The following is a 17573-nucleotide window of genomic DNA, read 5'->3' as shown; positions in this document are numbered from 1 at the left end:
AACTCCTCGCTGCCGGACTCAGGGGTGCAGGAGCCGGATTGCCATCTGAGAACACCGGGCAATCACCTTGTGCGCTCTACCACGTGATAACGCAAAGGTGTCGGATATAGGCTCATCCGTGATCCAGAGCATGTCAGAATGGGTTACACTCATGGTCCTGCTGCTGGTGTGAATCCATTCGTAATGCGAAGGTCGTAGGTTCGACTCCTATCTCCGGCACCACTTGAAGTAGAAAGGGCAACCCATTCGGGTTGCCCTTTTTGCTTTGGAGCCTGGCTATTGGGCCAATGTTGCCCACCCCATTTGCAAGTGTCCTGCCCTACCGCTCACGACAATGCGGAATGATGCTGGTAGGCGGGCCGCCAGCCATCCCTCGCAGCGGGCATGGGGACAAAGCCATCGTGACCGAGCATCTGGTAGACCACCGCCTCGATACGCTCGATCGATGCCGACTTCGGCAACTGCTCGACCACGCCGCACGACGTGTTCGTCTCCGGTATGCGCAGCCACATGTTGTCCGACAGCAGCAGGATGCGCGCGCCGGGCATGACGTGGTGCAGCCGGCGTAGCAGGTACCAGTTGTCGGCGGTATCGGCAGACATGCCAAAGACCACGATGGCAGGTTCCGTGGTGTATTGCAGCGAGACGATGGCAGCGGGTTCCATCACCCGCACCGCACCGATCCCGGCCATGCGCTCCAGCATCCGTTGCATGCCCAGTCGGATCAGCGGCTGGCTTTCGATCACGATCGTGTCCATGGCAATCTCCCCGTTTGTGTTTTGAGTGCAGGAGACACCGCAAACCCCGTGCCAGCGGAAAGCCGCGCATCCGATCAGTGTGCGCGGCCACGCGCGTAACGCCCGCAACCCTTGAAAACCCGGGCTTTGCGGGCAATTGGGGCGCCGCGCCATGCGGCATCCTGGCTGCCACGGCCGGTCATCCCCGACGTTACGCGTGACGTAACGCGTGACGTAACGCGTCACCCTCCCCGGCGTAACGCGTGACGCGGAATACACGAAACGCGCGGCGGGGTCAGCTTACCGTGATGCGATCCTCGACCACGCGCACCTGGCCGCCGGACTTGTCCTCCATGACCTTCAGCACCTTGTGGCCCACCTGCAGCGTCACGCCACCGTGGATACGTCGGCTGGCCGCGATCACGGCATCGTCGGTCGGCTTGATCTGCTCGTTAAGCTTGGCGATTTCCGCATCGAGCTCGAACAGTTCCCGATTGATCTTGTACATCGTGGCCCGAGCCTTCTCACGGACGTCGCCCTGTGCGCGCTCGGGATGCTTGGCAAAGAACGCCACCAGCTGCTGCAGCTTCGCCTGATCGTCGAGTACATGGCGGCGGCGCGCTTCCAGATCTGCCTTCTGCTCGTCAGCGAACGGATTCAGCCCAACATGCACGGCGGTGGCACTGCCGGCGGGCGCGCCCAGGATGGCGGCACTGACCGCCTGCAACGCACGCGTGCGTCCGCCACTGATACTGCCCTGCCCCGTCGGCGTGCCGACCGCCACGCGCTCGCCCGCCGAGACATCGCTCTGGCGGATGCCGCTTTCGACAATGACCTCGGTGGCCGCCTCGACAATCGCGTTCTGAATGAAGCGCGCATGCACGGCACCCTTGCTGCGCACGCTGGCGATTTCACTCGGGGCACCGCCATGGGCGCCTTCCGCCTTGCCGATGATGCCGCCCTTGACGATCACATCGCCGCCCGCTTCCACATGGGCAGCCTCGATCGTGCCTTGCACCACCACATCGCCGGTCACGCGTACGGTCATGCCCGTGCGGATGTCGCCCGATACCCGCAGCGAGCCATCGAACGTGACATTGCCCGAATGCAGATCCACGGCCTCCACGTCCACCACCGGGCTGACGATCACGCCATTGGGCAGCACGCGGGGCGAGCCAGCGATCACCGCCAGCAACAGGTTCGGATCATTGGGATCGACGGCCACGCCGGTCATGTCGGCGGCGAACGGGGTGTCCACCACCGCGTCGGCGGCAATCGGCTTGCCGAGCACGTCCATGCCGTCCTTGCCCATCCGCGCAGGTGTGCGGCGCATCAGCGCAGTACCCGGATTGACCAGCAGCAGGCTGCCCAGATCGCGCAGGTCCACGCGATCGTCTTCGTTCTCCACCTGGGCAGGACGAGGTTGCTGCACGAGGCTGTCAAAACGCGCCGCCTCGCCTTGCACAGGTGCCACGCCACGCGCAATCTCGCGGCCTTCGCAACTGCCCGCTTCCAGCGCCACGCCAATGGCGGCGGAGTCGAGCAGTGCCACGATCTTCATCGATGCTGCCGCTGCCGCGATATCTTCTTCCGCAATCGGACGTCCACCCTCGGGCGGCATCAGCGTCAGCAACAGTTGCAGCTTGTCTGCGGTGATTTCCAGTTCGAACGCGCCGTCCAGCACGCTGCCGATCACGGCATCGATCTCGCGATCGGTCAACTGGCATTGGGTCAGAAAACCCGTCACGGCAGACGGGTCGAGGCGCGCCCCCTCCCAGCCATGGTCGGCCAGTTCGGCGTCCAGCGCCGCCCGGTCGGGCGGCAGGCGCCCCGGCTCGGGCGCAAAGCATGCTCTAACCTGATCGCCGGGTTGGCTCAGCTCCAGGCGCAATCCCATGTCCGCTGTCATGGCTCCCCACTTTCTCGTTCTAAAGTGGCGACAGCCGGCCAGGGTCGATGCCCCGAAGGTTTTCCGCAAAACCCGCCGCAACCGCGCCAACTCTGCTTGTCGTGATCCACAGATCAACGGCAGGAAGCGAAGTGAACTTTAGCCCACAAAAGTAGGGGGCCCTGGTTTTCGGTAAACTGTCGCCCTTTCCAGCATCACCCCCACACCCTGATGTCCAGCCAGAACGAAGTCCGCCCGGGACAATCCATCGAACTGCTCAAGGAGCTTCATATCCTGACGCGCGATGGCAAGATGAACCAGGACAGCCGCCGCAAGCTCAAGCAGGTCTACCACCTGTTCCAGTTCATCGAACCGCTGCTGCGCGAAGTGAAGGACGCCCGCGGCGCCGTCTCGCTGGTGGACCACGGCGCCGGCAAGTCGTACCTCGGCTTCATCCTCTACGACCTGTTCTTCAAGGATCTGAAGGACACCTCTCACATCTACGGGATCGAAACCCGCGAGGAACTGGTGGCCAGCTCCGAGGCGCTGGCAAAACGTCTGGGTTTTCCGGGGATGTCTTTCCTGAACCTGTCGGTCGCCGATTCGATCGAATCGTCGGCGCTGCCGGAATCCATCGATGTGGTCACGGCCCTGCACGCATGCAACACGGCCACGGACGATGCCATCCGCTTCGCGCTGGGCAAGCGCGCGCAGCATATCGTGCTGGTGCCGTGCTGCCAGGCCGAGGTGGCTTCCGTTCTGCGCAAGCACAAGGGCCGCATGCTGGCGGGCAATCCGATGACGGAAATCTGGCGACATCCGCTGCACACGCGCGAGTTTGGCAGCCAGTTGACCAATGTGCTGCGCTGCCTGCAACTGGAGGCGCACGGCTATCAGGTCAGCGTGACGGAACTGGTGGGCTGGGAACACTCGATGAAAAACGAACTGATCATCGCCCAGTACAAGGACCTGCCGCGCCGCCGTCCGGCCGAGCGCCTGCAGCAAGTGCTGGAATCAGTGGGACTGGAAGAACTGCACGAGCGGTTCTTTACGGATACCGCTGCGGCGTAGCATCCCTCCCTCAATGGCGGGTCAGAGATCGCTCTTGCCCGCCATCCATTCGAGCCAGCCGGCATGGCCCAGCCGGCGAACCGTCTCCATGTTCCGCTCGTAGATATCTTCAGCTTCGGGAAATACCTCCGCCGCACGCGCGATGCTGTCTTCGCGCAGCAGATGGAAGATCGGATACGGCGCGCGATTCGTATAGTTCTCGATATCGTCCGGCCCGGCCCCCTCGAACTGATACTGCGGATGGAAGCTCGCGATCTGCAGCGTGCCATCCAACCGCAGGCTCTGCAGCAATTGGTCCGCCACGTAGAGAAAGTCGTTGTAGGCGAGGAAGTCCGACAGTGCATGCGGCACGATCAGCAGCGTGGTGTCGATGGCCTCCGGATCGGATTCCACCAGCAGCGTCAGCTCGCGCTCCAGTTCATCGAGCAGGTCCTCGTCGCGCGTGGCATCGCTGACCACGTAGCGCACCTGCCCTTTCACATGCACGCTCTTGGCAAACGGACACAGGTTCAGGCCGATCACGGCACGCGTGAGCCAGTGCCTGACCTCGCCGGTGATGCGAGCGACGTCGTGATCGTCACGAGTGCTGTCCGTCATCGTCACTGCCCGTTGGTGATGTGCAGCGCCACGGCTTCGGCCACTTCGATGCCGTCGATCGCCGCCGAGTAGATGCCGCCGGCATAGCCCGCACCTTCGCCCGCCGGATACAGGCCACGCACGTTGATGCTCTGGCAGTCGTCACGGTTACGGCGAATCCGCAGCGGCGACGACGTGCGCGTCTCCACGCCCGTCAGCACGGCATCGTGCATCGCAAACCCGGCAATCTTCTTGTCGAGTTCCGGCAGCGCTTCGCGAATGGCATCGATCACGTAGTCCGGCAGCGACGTACTCAGGTCGGTCGGCGTCACGCCCGGCTTGTACGACGGCTCCACCGAACCCAACGCGGTCGATGCGCGGCCCGCCACAAAGTCGCCGACCAGTTGGGCCGGTGCGCGATAGTCGGCGCCGCCCAGTTCAAACGCGCGCTCTTCCCACTTGCGCTGGAAGGCGATACCCGCCAGCGGGCCACCCGGGAAATCCTCGTCGGGGGTGATGCCCACGACGATGCCGGCGTTGGCATTGCGCTCGGCACGGTAATACTGGCTCATGCCGTTCGTCACCAGCCGGCCCGGCTCCGATGCCGCCGCCACCACCGTACCGCCCGGGCACATGCAGAAGCTGTATACGGCGCGGCCGTTGCTCGCGTGATGCACGACCTTGTAGTCGGCGGCGCCCAGCAGTTTGTTGCCGGCGAACTTGCCGAAGCGGCTACGGTTGATCAGGCCCTGCGGATGTTCGATGCGGAAGCCCAGCGAGAACGGCTTGGCCTCCATGAACACGCCACGGTCATGCAGCATGTGGAAGGTATCGCGCGCGCTATGGCCCACGGCCAGGATCACGTGATCGCACGCCAGGTAGTCCCCATTCGACAGCTTCAGGCCGCGCACATGGCCATTGTCGATATCGATATCGTCGACGCGTGTCTCGAAGCGGATCTCCGCACCAAGTTCCAGCATCTCCGCGCGCATCTTCTCGACCATGCTGACCAGCCGGAACGTGCCGATGTGCGGACGCGCCTTGTACAGGATGTCTTCGGGCGCGCCTGCGCGCACGAATTCCTCCAGCACCTTGCGGCCATAGTGCTTGGGGTCCTTGATCTGGCTATAGAGCTTGCCGTCCGAGAACGTGCCCGCACCGCCTTCACCGAACTGCACGTTCGACTCGGGGTTCAGCACATTCTTGCGCCAGAGGCCAAACGTATCCTTGGTGCGCTCGCGCACTTCCTTGCCACGTTCGAGAATGATCGGGCGAAAACCCATCTGGGCCAGGATCAAACCGGCCAGCAGGCCGCACGGCCCAAGCCCGATCACCACGGGCCGCAGCTTCGGGCCGCCTTCGGGTGCCTTCGCCACGAAGTGGTACGCCATGTCAGGCGTCACGCTCCAGTTCGGCTTGCGGAACATCCGCTTGATCGCCGCGGCTTCGTCCTTGACCTCGATGTCGATGATGTAGGTCAGCTTGATATCGTCGCGCTTGCGCGCATCGTGCGCGCGGCGGAAGACGGTGAACTTGACGAGGCCGTCGCCCTTGACACCGATTTGAGCGAGATGGCTGCGCACGGCAGCCTCCAGGTCGCCCTCGGCATGGTCGAGCGGGAGTTTGACTTCACTGAGACGTAGCATGGGGTACCGATTGTTCTGCGGCCTTGTCGTCTGGTGGCCGGGCGTTACCCAGCAGGAGGCCAGAACGGCCGAGCCGGGATTTTATCAGCCGCCACAGGCTTGGGCGCGGCGGCAACGCCATGATCTGCAACTGCGCAGCAGAATGCGCCTCGATCCGATACCAGCCCGCCTCTTCGATCACCTGCACACCCTCTCCATCGAGTTCGCTCCCGACAGTGAAGATGCCGCCCGCCAGCCAGCGCGGCGCGGTGTGCAGGGCAATGCGCCCCGCATTCACGCGCACCACCACGCCCGAGGTCAGGTGAATCATGAGACTTTGCCCGGCTGCAAGGCGAAGGGTCCGGGTGACGATATCAGGGGCTGGCATGGTGTTTCTCCTGGCAACATTTCGAGCCTCCAGACTATCGGCCGGCCTTTCCCCTCAACAGGCACAAGCGTTTGAGCACGACGCCAGAACAGATACGATGAATATGCTCTGTTACGATACAGAACCCCTGAATCTGTATCTGTTCCGGACATCGCCCGCGCGCGATGATGCCTCCCATGTCTGCCGTGCCCTCCGCCCTTCGCGCTGCATCCGCCCCGCTCTACCAGCAGGTGGCGGGACACTATCGCCAGGCCATTGCGGCCGGCACGTTGACCACGGGCGATCGCATGCCGTCCGTGCGGACACTGATGGGACTCCACAACGTCAGTTTGTCCACCGCCCTGCAAGCGTGCCGGGAACTGGAAGCGGCCGGTTTGCTGGAAGCGCGCCCGCGCTCCGGCTACTTCGTGGCGGCCCCGCAGCGCCCTGCGCTAGCCCCGATCGAGGAGCCCGCCCCAGGGCTGCCCGACCCGGCACAGTATGTGGGCATTCACCAGCGTATTTCCGCGATCCTTGCCCGCAGCCGCCACCACCAGGTCAACCTCGGCGGTGCGTGTGGCGCGCCGGAGTTGTATCCGGCCGACGACCTGCGCCACGCCGCCATCCGCGCGCTGCGCAAGCAGCCCGACCTCTTCGGCAGTTCCGTCGAGGCTGACGGCCATCCGGCCTTCCGCGCCGCACTGGCCCGGCATGCGCTGCGCCACAAGATCCATGTATCGCCGGAAGAGATCGTCGTCACCCATGGCGCCACCGAGGCGCTGACGCTCGCGCTGCGCGCCGTGGCCGTGCCAGGCGACATCATCGCGGTGGAGTCGCCCACCTACTACGGCCTGCTGCAGATCCTGGAGAGCCTCGGCATGCAGGCACTCGAAATCCCTTGCAGCCCGCAGACCGGGATCTCGCTCGAAGCACTGGAACTGGCCGCGCAGACCTACGACAACATCAAGGCGGTCTGCGTCGTGCCCAACCTGCAGAACCCGCTGGGCTGCGTGATGCCCGACGCCCACAAGCAGCGGCTTGTGGCATGGTGTGCCGCGCGTGGCATCGCCATGATCGAGGACGACTGCTGCTCGGCCACGTTCGATGACGATGTGCCGCTGACCGCCGCCAAGTCCTGGGATACGACCGGCACCGTCATCCACTGCGCGTCGCTGCACAAAATCCTCGCGCCCGGCATGCGGCTCGGCTGGATCACCGGTGGCCGGTGGCAGGCGCGCGTGGAGATGTTGAAGTTCGGGCTGTCTCGCCCCAACGAGATGCTGACCCAGATCGCCGTGGCCGAGTACATGGGCACCGGCGCGTTCGAGCGGCACCTGCGGCGTCTGCGCACGCAGCTCCGCATGCAGCGCGAGTGGGTAGCGCAAAAGGTAGCCGCGACATTCCCATCCGGCACGCGGCTCACGCTGCCGCGCGGCGGGCTGCACATCTGGCTGGAGATGCCCGCCAATGTCTCGTCGGAAGCCCTTTTCGAACAGGTGCTGCGCGACGGTATCCGCGTGATGCCCGGCGCGATGTTTTCGAACTCCAACCGTTTCAATCACTACCTGCGACTCAACTGCGGCAACCTCCGCACACCTCAGCTAGAGGCCGCGCTCGACACCGTGGCCGCCGCCGCACGCCGCCTGGCGGCCTGACCAGCGTGGCGCGGACGCCAACAGGCGTTTCGCTCCCGCAAGATTTCTCCCAAAGTGAGGCGCGCTCGCCTATCCTAATGCGCGATATGCCATCCATCACAACAAGGGAGAAGAACTTGGGGCACGCATCGGTCGCCGCACGGCTCGACAACGACTATCAGACCCTGTTCCAGCTCGCGCCCGTCTCGCTCTGGCTGGAAGACTTCAGCGCAGTGCGCCAGGCGTTCGACGCGCTACGGGCCGATGGCGTCTCCGACCTGCGGGGATACCTGCGCGAGCATCCGTCCGAAGTGGCCCGCTGCTCGGCGCTGATCCGCGTGCTCGACGTCAATCGCCGCACGCTGGACCTGTTCCGCGCCAGTGACCTGGCCGACCTCGTCGCCAACCTCGACACGGTGTTCCGCGACGACATGTTCGACCAGCACGTGGAGGAACTCGGCCAACTCTGGGATGGCGGCCAGCACTTCGAGAGCCAGACCGTCAACTACACGCTCGATGGCGACCGGCTCGACATCCGCCTGGAAGCCAGCGTCATGCCAGGCCACGAGCATGACTGGTCGCGCGTGCTGCTGTCGATCGAGGACATCACGGCACGTGTACGCGCCGATCGCGAGCTGCGCCGCAGCCAGCAATACGCGCGCGGACTGTTCGAACATTCGCCGGTATCGCTATGGGTGGAAGACTTCAGCGTCGTGAAGATGCTGCTCGACGAAGTGCGGGCTGCGGGCATCACGGACTTCCGCACCTTCCTGAACGTCCACCCCGATTTCGTCTCGCGCTGCATGCAGGAAATCCGCGTGCTCGACGTGAACCAGCAAACGCTGTCGATGTTCGGCGCGCCCAGCAAGGACATCCTGCTGTCGCGCCTCGGCGACGTGTTCCGCGACGACATGCGCATCCACTTCGCCGAGCAACTCGTCGATCTCTGGCACGAGAAACTCTGGCAGCAACGCGAAGTCATCAACTACGCGCTCGACGGCCGCGCGGTCGATGTCTTCATGCAATGGTCGGTCTTCCCCGGCTGCGAATCCGACTGGGATCAGGTGCTCGTATCGCTGACCGATATCACCGCGCGCAAGAAGGCTGAAGCCTACGTGGAGTTCCTGGGCAAGCACGACGTGCTGACCAAACTCTACAACCGTGCGTACTACGAGGACGAACTGGCCCGCCTGGGCCGCAAGGGCCCCTGGCCCGTCAGCGTGATTGCCGTAGACCTGAACGGCCTGAAGATCATCAACGACCAGTTCGGCCATAGCGATGGAGACGCCCTGCTGCGCCGCACCGGCGAAGTCCTCAAGAAGGCCGTGGGCGAACAAGCCTGCATCGCCCGCATCGGCGGCGACGAATTCATGGTCCTGCTGGCCGGCCGCGACGAACGTGGCGCCGCCACCGTGGTCGAGCAGATCGAGGAAGTCGTGGGTCTCAACAACCAGTTCTATCCCGGTGCGCGACTGTCTTTCTCCATCGGCGCGGCAACCTGTTCGCAAGGGGACCGGCTGACGGACACGGTGAAGCTATCGGACAGCCGGATGTACGAAGCCAAGCGTGCGCACTATGAAGCGTTGGGCAATGAGCGGCGAGGATAGTACTGCTCGATCGCCCAACAAAAAAGCCGGCAATTCAGCCGGCTTTTTTAATACAACGTCCCGTTCGATCAGAGGAAGACGATCAACGCCACCCCACCGATGATCAGACCGAACTTCGTCATCTTGTACACGGTCTTGTTCCATGCCTTGAAGCGGCGACGGTACTGGCCGCCGAGCCAGACAAAGCGGAACAGCTTGTTGATCATGCCGGTCTGGTCGGTATCGTCATTCGGCGAGCTGGCTGCCGTCATGACCTTGCGGCCCATCCAGTGGTTAACGGCCGCGGCCCAGCGGTAGCGCATCGGACGTTCGATGTCGCAGAAGAGGATCAGGCGATCGGTCTCGCTGCGGTTCTCGGCCCAGTGCAGGTAGGTCTCGTCGAAGACCACGCCATGACCATCGCGCCAGCTATGACGCTCGCCATCAACCTCGATAAAACAGCGGTCGTCGTTCGGCGTGGAGAGACCCAGGTGATAGCGCAGCGAACCGGCAAACGGATCACGGTGCGGATTGAGTTTGCCGCCCGGCGGCAGTTCGGCAAACATCGCCGCCTTGACCGTCGGCATCTCGCGCAGCAGCGCTACGGTATTGGGGCACAGCTGCTCGGCGGACGGATGCTGGGCTTCGTACCACTTGAGGTAAAAACGCTTCCAGCCGTACTTGAAGAACGAGTTGAAACCGGCGTCATCGTTCTTGTCCGCGGCCTTGATCTTGCGCATCGCGATCAGCGCCAGGCCTTCGTCGCGAATCTGCGGCCAGGCAGCGCGCAGCTTTTCGAGATCAGGAAAACGCTCGACGGGAATATACGGCGTGCGCGGTACCCCCGAGAACAGATACATAAAGCAATTCACGGGCGCAACCAATGCCGAATGGTCGAGCATCTGGCGCATGAACGGCAACCTGACCTTGCCGCGGAAATGCACATACAAGATGGCACCTACGTAAGCCGCGACGATAATCCACTTGATCACCCGAATTCTCCAAGACAAACCCACCCAACGGATCGTCCGAACGGGTAGAAACGCCGTATTTTAGCGAATTGGCGCGCTTCGCGCAGTGTGTGCGCAAGTCACCACATCGATAATCGATGCGGGATTATCCCCGCGATTGCCGGGAAATCCGGTCGATCAGCACCCGGGCATCTTCGGCCTTGCCCATCAAGGTCAGCAGGCGCGCATTGAGCACGATGTTTTCGAGCACGAGCTTGGCGGTGGAGACCCAGAGTGTTGCCAACAAGGCATCCTGCGACATGCCCGACGACTCCAGTTCGATGGACCGCTCGGCAATCAGCTTGCACGCCAGCGCCCGCAGCTTGACGTCGTCGAACGGCAGGTTGGCGTAGTCGATGGGATCGGCCTTCTCCACTTCGATGATGAGTTGCAGCAGCATGTCTTCAGTCATCCCGGACTCCTGGAGATGGGCAGATCAAACTCGGAAATCGGCGGCCATATCGGTATCGGTGCGCGCCTCGAGACGCCCCGAGCGGCAGGCATCGACAAAGATCTCGTAATCGCGCTCCACCTGATCAGCATAGGCATTGGCGTAGATCACCAGCGCATCGGCTATGCGGTCACTGGTACCAAGATAGCCGCTGATCTCGGCGGCGAGCCCGCCTGCCTTGGCATGCGCACGCGCCAGCACCCACCCGCACACTCGCGCGTAGAAGTTGAGCAGGTTGGTATCCATCAGCTCCAGATCGGCCGAGAACTTCATGTCGCGCAACTGGCGGATATAGAAGTGCCGGCCGAATGGGCCCTTGGACCAGCCCAGGAACAGATCGCTTGCCGCCTGCATCAGTCGCTGCCCGTCCACTACCCGGCGCCCTTCATGCGCCACTGACGGCGATTTGAAATACCGCGCGACAACGGACTTCGATGCTTCCTTGACCTGCAGGAACAACGGCTTGCCATGGGTATCGATCATCAACTGGATCAGGCACCGCGTACCGACACTGCCGACGCCCACCACCTTGAACGCCATGTCGTGCAGCTTGAAATGCGAGAGCAACTGGCGGCGATCCGGTGCCAGCGTGGCCGTGTAGTCACCGAAACACTTGTTGACGATGGCGGCGGGATCATCGACGCCGAGCCAGTCATCGTCGGGGTCGAACAAGGTTTGCTCACCGCGCACATGGAAGATGGCCGGTGGCGCATCAAGAATGCGCCACCGGTCGCCTTCACCCTCTCGTATGCCGAGCTTTGGCAATAACGCCTCGTGCGTGCGCTCGGCAGCGCGATCCATGGCGCGACGGATACGCTTCTGAACGTCGGGGTCCGACGCATTGTCGAGCAGCCGCTCGAATGTGATGCGGTCATACCAGGTATCCAGGATACCCATCTCCGCATATTCGGCCATACGGTCGCGATAACTGGAGACGACATGACGAACCATCTCGTCCGCAGCCACTGAACCGTGCCGAAAATGCCGGGCCGCAACCACGAAGCTCGCCACCAGCCGCTTGACATCCCACTCCCAGGGGCCGGGACTTGTCTCATCGAAATCGTTGACGTCGAACAGCAGCGCACGCTCGGGTGTAGCAAATCCACCGAAGTTCGAAAGGTGGCAATCGCCGCAGATCTGGTGGATCACGCCTGAATGCCGGGTGCCGGCCAGGTCATGTGCCTGGATAATCGCGCTGCCTCGGAAGAATGTGAAGGGCGACGCAATCATTCGCCCGTATCGAAGCGGAATCAGCTTGGGCACGCGCCCCTCGCTGCTCTGCTTGAGCAACGCGACGGGGTCGCGATCGATGTTGCCGATCACTTCATGTTCGCGCCGGGGCACCATCTGCCGCAGAGCCCTGCCTCGTTCGCGCCGTTCCTGCAACTCCGCTTGAGTTTCCACAATGCCTCCACGGCTCACCGAGCCAATGACAACATTTGTGCAGCAATGTAACCACGCTAAGACAGCAGCGTCACATTGTCAATTTGCTGGCTCACACAGCATTCCAGCAACGGCTGGCGCACTTTCTGCGCCGCCGCGGCGCCCATGACATGCGATGCCACAAATATCAGACGCTTCCCTACAAAAACGTCACACCCAAGCGTGTAAGCTGTGGTCTCTGTTTCGCATTGCCAACGAGAAGAACAGCAATCATGACAAAGAGTTTTCTTGCAGCCATGCGTCAATACGTGTGGTTCAGAGGGGTGAAGCACCATGTGGTCCAGGGCGTGGAAGCGCTCGGAGATCTTCTGAAGTCGCCGTCCGTCGCCGCGCGTGCCGTTGCCGCCATCGTGTCCGAGACGGAGCATGGCGTCCAGGTATGGGTGTCCTACTTCGGCAAGCCGATGGATCCGCATACCAACTACGTACTATGGCCGCAGCGCGCGCTGAAACCGGCCCGACGACGCGTAGCCATCCCACCGCAATTGTCGCGGCGCGACTAAGCGCCGTTGCTCCCGCATCCCTGATATTCGACAGCCAAGGAGACGCCATGCCCGAGCCGCAACACGACGAAGCATTGGTCAACAATCTTCTGGAGCGCATTTCCGCGCTGTCGGTCAGCGCATTCGATGGCGCCGACATCGACCAGGAACTCAAGCAACTGATGAAGGACGCCGCGCAACAATGTGGCACCGGCGGCAATCTTGCCGTGCTGGCTTCGCGCCTGAAGGATCGCGCCGAGGCAGCGGAACGCGAAGGTCAGCCACAGGTACGCGATACGTTCGCACAAGCTGCATCATTGCTGAAAGCGTGACGAAGCTCTGTGCGCTGAAGCGGTACTGATCGAAGTTTGAGAAGGTTGGCCGAACGGCCTGGGAACTGCTGGGAAACTACTCGATGACTGCCGAGACTCTCAGGGGTTCCAGTACAAGGTACTGGTTGCGGGGGCAGGATTTGAACCTGCGACCTTCGGGTTATGAGCCCGACGAGCTGCCAGACTGCTCCACCCCGCGTCTGAGAAAAGAGATTATGCAGTAATGTGACGCCCCTGGCAAGCACTTCATGCACCAAAATGAAAAAAGCCTCAGGCATGCCTGAGGCTTTTCAATGAGGCCGGGCGTCACGCACGGCGCCGCCGATCATTTTCCGCCTCACCTTCAAGACGCGCTACGGTCTCCGACACGTATCGATTGACATGCTCCAGCGCCTCCAGCTTTGTATCGAACGGCTGACGCGGAAATGGATTGTGTCGCGCCATCAAGACCTCACCCCCGTGCCGCCGAATGATTTCGATCATGATCGCCCACTTGTCCTTGGGCATGGCAAGCACTTCATAAACGATCTTGAAGCCTTCGTACTCGGGCATCGCACCTCCTTGTCTTCTGCAGCTGGCGCGCACCGCGGCGCGCCTTATCTGCAGACTAGGAGTGATACCCCAAACCAAAAATGATCTCGATCAAATCGACCTTGATGACAGCCTTTTCGCGTCGATATGGACTGTTGCACGCATCGCAAGGAACTTGGTCTCTTATCTACCGAGCGTCACCCAGCAGCTTGTCGATCCACGCATAAGCCGCAGCAAACGCAGCCACCTCGGCCGCATGCCGTGTGGCAAACACATGCGCGCCGCTCGACAGAATTTCCGTATCGCCTGCATCGGCAGGATCTGCACCCTCCTGACCCACGCGCACTTCGTAGCCCCACGTCTGCGTATCGCCAACACTGCCGGCCACCGCATCGCGATGCGATGTCACCAGAACGTATGCATCCATGCCGCGATAGCCTTCCACACGCCACTCTTCTTGCTGCATGTGCGTCCCCTCGATGGGTTGTCGATAAGGATTCGAGCCTCGCAACGTGGCGCCGTTCCCAAATCGACACAAAACAAATCCCGAGCGCCCAATGCAAAAAGGGCTTCCATTTCTGGAAGCCCTTCTCACGTATTGGTTGGCGCGGCTGGCAGGATTCGAACCCACGACCCCTTGGTTCGTAGCCAAGTACTCTATCCAACTGAGCTACAGCCGCAACCGAGAAAAGAGATTATATAGAAGTTTTCAGTTTTGTGAAGCCCCCTGCGCGCATTTTTTCTTCCGAGGCGTTCGGCCCGAGCAACTTCCTATAATGAGAGCCCGATGAAGTGATCCGGACCATGAACAAGGCATTTGTCAAAGAGTCGTCGAACGATGACGACGATGATCTTCCCGAAGGCGCCACACCGCTGCCTGCCGGCACCAAGAACTACATCACTGCAACTGGCTATCAACGGCTGCGCGATGAGCTGATGCACCTGATCGATGTAGATCGCCCTGACGTCGTGCAGATCGTGTCGTGGGCAGCATCGAACGGCGACCGTTCCGAGAATGGCGACTATCTCTACGGCAAGAAGCGCCTGCGCGAAATCGACCGACGCATCCGCTTCCTTACACGCCGGCTGGACAAGGCCGAAGTCGTCGATCCCTCGCCGCAGGGCGACAATGACCAGATCTTCTTCGGTGCCACGGTCACTTACGCGAACCAGTCGGGCGAAGAAACGACCATCACCATCGTCGGCATGGACGAGGTCGATCTCGACAGCAATCACGTAAGCTGGATCTCACCGATCGCCAAGGCACTGATCAAGGCGCGCGAAGGGGACACGGTGCCACTACGCACGCCGGTCGGCGTTGAACAGATCGATATCCTGGAAGTGCGCTATCCCGCGAAAGGCACAGCCGGAGGATAGCGGTCAGCCGTCGTTCCGGTCGCGGAAGATACGGATGACGTCCGGATTGCGACGCAGTGCCCGCATGACGTTGGCGAGATGCAGGCGGTTCTGCACCTGGATCACGAATTGCATATAGGTGGCCTCCTGATGGCCGCCCTGCTGCTGTTCCATCGCCACGTGCGCCACATTGGCGTCGGCAGAGGTCAGGTCCGCCGCCACGCGTGCGACGATACCCTTGACGTTGTGGACCATGATCTTGATCGACACGTCGAACGCACGCGTCGTCTTCTTGGCCCACATTACCTCGATCCAGTGCTCGGGGTCCTTGCTGTGCAGGCGCTTGGCCACCTTGCAGTCCTGTACGTGGATCTGCAGCCCTTCGCCCTTGCCCAGATAACCAACGATGGAGTCGCCAGGGATCGGACGGCAGCATGCCGAGAAGATCATCGACATACCCTCGTCGCCGGTGATCGGCACCGCCGGGGCTTCCTCGCCAGCAAACGTCTGCACGGCCGCCAGCAGCGCGCTGTCGACATCGCCGGAGAGTTCCTGCAGCAGGATTTCCATGCGGCGCGCCACAACTGCAGGCACGCGCCGACCCAGCGCCAGGTCCGCGAAGATATCTTCGCGCGCCTTGTTGCCGGTCCACTGGATCATCCGCTCCCACACCGACTGCGGCACCGCCTTGAGTTCGATACCAAGCTGGCGCGCGGACTGGTCCAGCAGGCGCTCGCCAAGCTGGATGGCCTCGTCGAGCTTCGTCGTCTTCAGGAAATGGCGAATCGCCGCACGCGCCTTGCCGGTGCGCACGAAGGCCAGCCAAGCAGGATTCGGCTTCGAGTATGGCGCTGTGACCACCTCGACGATATCGCCACTCTTGAGCTCCGTGCGCAGCGGCAGCATTTCGTTGTTGATCTTGACCGCAACGCACTGGTTACCCAGGTCGCTGTGCACCGCGTACGCAAAGTCCAGCGCCGTGGCACCACGCGGCAGCGCACGGATATGGCCCTTCGGCGTGAAGACATAGACGGCATCCGGGAACAGGTCGATCTTGACGTGCTCCAGGAACTCCTGCGAATCACCAGTCTGACTCTGGATATCGAGCAGCGACTGCAGCCACTGGTGGGCCTGATGCTGGATATCGTTGGCGTGGTCGGCCTGGTGCTTGTACATCCAGTGCGCAGCCACGCCGGCCTCGGCGATCTGGTGCATCCCGCGTGTACGGATCTGGAACTCCACCGGCGTGCCGAACGGTCCCACCAGAGTCGTATGCAGCGACTGATAGCCGTTGATCTTCGGAATCGCGATGTAGTCCTTGAACTTGCCAGGCATAGGCTTGTACAAGCCGTGCAGCGCGCCCATTGCCATGTAGCAGTGCATCTGCGTTTCCACGACCACGCGGAAACCATAGACATCAAGCACTTGCGAGAACGACAACTGCTTGTCGTGCATCTTGCGATAGATGCTGTACAGCGTCTTCTCGCGCCCCGAGAGTTCGGCCACGATGCCCGCCTGCGCCAGCGACGCCTGCGCGGCTTCGAGAATCCGCTTCACCACTTCGCGCCGATTGCCGCGCGCGGCCTTGACGGCTTTCTCCAGCGTGGCATAACGGAACGGCGAGCCTACCTTGAACGACAACTCCTGCAGTTCGCGGTAGATCGTGTTGAGACCCAGCCGGTGCGCGATCGGCGCATAGATCTCCATTGTTTCCAGCGCGATCCGGCGCCGCTTCTCGGGCGGCACGAAATCGAGCGTGCGCATGTTGTGCGTGCGATCAGCCAGCTTGACCAGGATCACCCGCACATCGCGCGCCATCGCCAGCAGCATCTTGCGGAAGCTCTCCGCCTGCGCCTGCTCGCGGCTCTGGAATTCGAGCTTGTCCAGCTTGGTCAGACCATCGACGAGTTCGGCGACCTTCGGACCGAATTTCTCGGCCAGTTCGCTCTTCGTGATGCCCTGATCTTCCATCACGTCATGCAGCAATGCCGCCATGATGGATTGCACATCGAGCTTCCAGTCCGCGCACAACTCCGCCACGGCAACCGGATGCGTAATGTACGGCTCGCCGCTCTGCCGGTACTGTCCGAGATGCGCCTCGTCCGAGAACTGGAACGCCTCGCGCACCAATGTCTGGTCAGCCGGCTTCAGATAGGCCAGCTTCTCCATCAGGCGCGTGATGGAGATAACCTGCTGGCGCGGCGGCACCGCCGGCTGCGAGGTCGGCCCGAAGAAGTGCCGGTATGACTGCGCCAGCACCGCGTCGATGAACAGATCACCACCCGGCGGCGCAGGCACGGTACCGGCCACGGGCTCCGCTACCAGATCATTCGCCAGTGCAGCACGCGACTTGCCCTGCTGCATCGGCGGGACAACGGCACGTTCCCCGACGACGTTGTCGCCGAGCGGATCGGGAAGATTGGGAGCACCAGTTCGGGCAGTCACAGAAGGAGATTGTCCGGAGCGCTTACGTCCTGGGACGGT

17 protein-coding genes and 2 tRNA genes are annotated in these 17573 nt (G+C 62.3%); 6 read left to right on the top strand and 13 right to left on the bottom strand.

Going from position 1 to position 17573, the window contains the following annotated elements:
• Positions 1-326: 326 nt before the first annotated feature.
• Both ABDB81_RS06095 and ABDB81_RS06090 read right to left on the bottom strand, forming a co-directional pair.
• Positions 327-758, bottom strand: a complete 432-nt coding sequence (locus tag ABDB81_RS06095; RefSeq protein WP_346810400.1) for a DNA-binding response regulator — start codon at positions 756-758, stop codon at positions 327-329.
• Between the two features lie 274 nt (positions 759-1032).
• Positions 1033-2646 (bottom strand): FapA family protein, encoded by a 1614-nt coding sequence (locus ABDB81_RS06090; protein WP_346810399.1) that lies wholly within the window; start codon positions 2644-2646, stop codon positions 1033-1035.
• A gap of 210 nt (positions 2647-2856) precedes the next feature.
• Between ABDB81_RS06090 and ABDB81_RS06085 the strand changes: the two genes are divergently transcribed.
• On the top strand, positions 2857-3696 hold the full coding sequence (locus ABDB81_RS06085; protein WP_346810398.1) for an SAM-dependent methyltransferase: 840 nt from the start codon (positions 2857-2859) through the stop codon (positions 3694-3696).
• A gap of 21 nt (positions 3697-3717) precedes the next feature.
• Here ABDB81_RS06085 and ABDB81_RS06080 read toward each other — a convergent pair whose 3' ends face one another.
• The 3 genes from ABDB81_RS06080 to ABDB81_RS06070 are packed head-to-tail and all read right to left on the bottom strand — an operon-like array spanning position 3718 to position 6285.
• On the bottom strand, positions 3718-4293 hold the full coding sequence (locus ABDB81_RS06080; protein ID WP_346810397.1) for a DUF1415 domain-containing protein: 576 nt from the start codon (positions 4291-4293) through the stop codon (positions 3718-3720).
• Between the two features lie 2 nt (positions 4294-4295).
• Positions 4296-5918, bottom strand: a complete 1623-nt coding sequence (locus tag ABDB81_RS06075; RefSeq protein ID WP_137922960.1) for an NAD(P)/FAD-dependent oxidoreductase — start codon at positions 5916-5918, stop codon at positions 4296-4298.
• Complete coding sequence (locus ABDB81_RS06070) at positions 5902-6285, bottom strand: hypothetical protein (protein WP_346810396.1); 384 nt, start codon at positions 6283-6285, stop codon at positions 5902-5904. Before ABDB81_RS06070 ends, ABDB81_RS06075 begins: the two co-directional genes overlap by 17 nt.
• A 176-nt stretch (positions 6286-6461) precedes the next feature.
• Between ABDB81_RS06070 and ABDB81_RS06065 the strand changes: the two genes are divergently transcribed.
• A complete protein-coding gene (locus ABDB81_RS06065) occupies positions 6462-7919 on the top strand; it encodes a PLP-dependent aminotransferase family protein (protein WP_137922958.1) in 1458 nt (485 codons plus the stop codon).
• Between the two features lie 86 nt (positions 7920-8005).
• The gene (locus tag ABDB81_RS06060) at positions 8006-9505 is read left to right on the top strand and encodes a sensor domain-containing diguanylate cyclase (protein WP_137922957.1); all 1500 of its coding nucleotides are present in this window, start codon (positions 8006-8008) and stop codon (positions 9503-9505) included.
• Between the two features lie 68 nt (positions 9506-9573).
• Here the strand turns inward: ABDB81_RS06060 and lpxO are convergent, their stop codons facing one another.
• The 3 genes from lpxO to ABDB81_RS06045 form a co-directional block, all read right to left on the bottom strand.
• Positions 9574-10476, bottom strand: coding sequence for a lipid A hydroxylase LpxO (lpxO, locus tag ABDB81_RS06055; RefSeq protein ID WP_137922956.1), 903 nt, complete (start codon positions 10474-10476; stop codon positions 9574-9576).
• Between the two features lie 124 nt (positions 10477-10600).
• A complete protein-coding gene (locus ABDB81_RS06050) occupies positions 10601-10906 on the bottom strand; it encodes a hypothetical protein (RefSeq protein ID WP_137922955.1) in 306 nt (101 codons plus the stop codon).
• Between the two features lie 24 nt (positions 10907-10930).
• Positions 10931-12292: a DUF2252 domain-containing protein gene (locus ABDB81_RS06045; protein ID WP_160473213.1), complete on the bottom strand. Its 1362-nt coding sequence runs from the start codon at positions 12290-12292 to the stop codon at positions 10931-10933.
• Between the two features lie 308 nt (positions 12293-12600).
• Between ABDB81_RS06045 and ABDB81_RS06040 the strand changes: the two genes are divergently transcribed.
• Positions 12601-12891: a hypothetical protein gene (locus tag ABDB81_RS06040; RefSeq protein WP_137922954.1), complete on the top strand. Its 291-nt coding sequence runs from the start codon at positions 12601-12603 to the stop codon at positions 12889-12891.
• 47 nt (positions 12892-12938) lie between these two features.
• Positions 12939-13202, top strand: a complete 264-nt coding sequence (locus tag ABDB81_RS06035) for a hypothetical protein (protein ID WP_346810395.1) — start codon at positions 12939-12941, stop codon at positions 13200-13202.
• Positions 13203-13324: 122 nt separating this feature from the next.
• Here the strand turns inward: ABDB81_RS06035 and ABDB81_RS06030 are convergent.
• From ABDB81_RS06030 to ABDB81_RS06015, 4 genes are all read right to left on the bottom strand, one after another.
• Positions 13325-13401, bottom strand: a tRNA-Met gene (locus ABDB81_RS06030).
• Positions 13402-13508: 107 nt separating this feature from the next.
• On the bottom strand, positions 13509-13754 hold the full coding sequence (locus ABDB81_RS06025) for a hypothetical protein (RefSeq protein ID WP_346810394.1): 246 nt from the start codon (positions 13752-13754) through the stop codon (positions 13509-13511).
• 166 nt (positions 13755-13920) lie between these two features.
• On the bottom strand, positions 13921-14199 hold the full coding sequence (locus ABDB81_RS06020; RefSeq protein WP_137922951.1) for a hypothetical protein: 279 nt from the start codon (positions 14197-14199) through the stop codon (positions 13921-13923).
• A gap of 137 nt (positions 14200-14336) precedes the next feature.
• Positions 14337-14413, bottom strand: a tRNA-Arg gene (locus ABDB81_RS06015).
• A 124-nt stretch (positions 14414-14537) separates the two neighbouring features.
• Between ABDB81_RS06015 and greB the strand changes: the two genes are divergently transcribed.
• Positions 14538-15110, top strand: a complete 573-nt coding sequence (gene greB, locus ABDB81_RS06010) for a transcription elongation factor GreB (RefSeq protein WP_346810393.1) — start codon at positions 14538-14540, stop codon at positions 15108-15110.
• Positions 15111-15113: 3 nt separating this feature from the next.
• On the opposite strand, the gene ABDB81_RS06005 is transcribed toward greB, so the two are convergent.
• Complete coding sequence (locus tag ABDB81_RS06005) at positions 15114-17534, bottom strand: bifunctional (p)ppGpp synthetase/guanosine-3',5'-bis(diphosphate) 3'-pyrophosphohydrolase (RefSeq protein ID WP_137922949.1); 2421 nt, start codon at positions 17532-17534, stop codon at positions 15114-15116.
• Positions 17535-17573: the final 39 nt, after the last annotated feature.

Origin of the sequence: Cupriavidus sp. DL-D2 (genome assembly GCF_039710735.1) — a bacterium.
GTDB lineage: Bacteria > Pseudomonadota > Gammaproteobacteria > Burkholderiales > Burkholderiaceae > Cupriavidus.
This window is presented reverse-complemented; position numbering and strand designations above follow the sequence as displayed.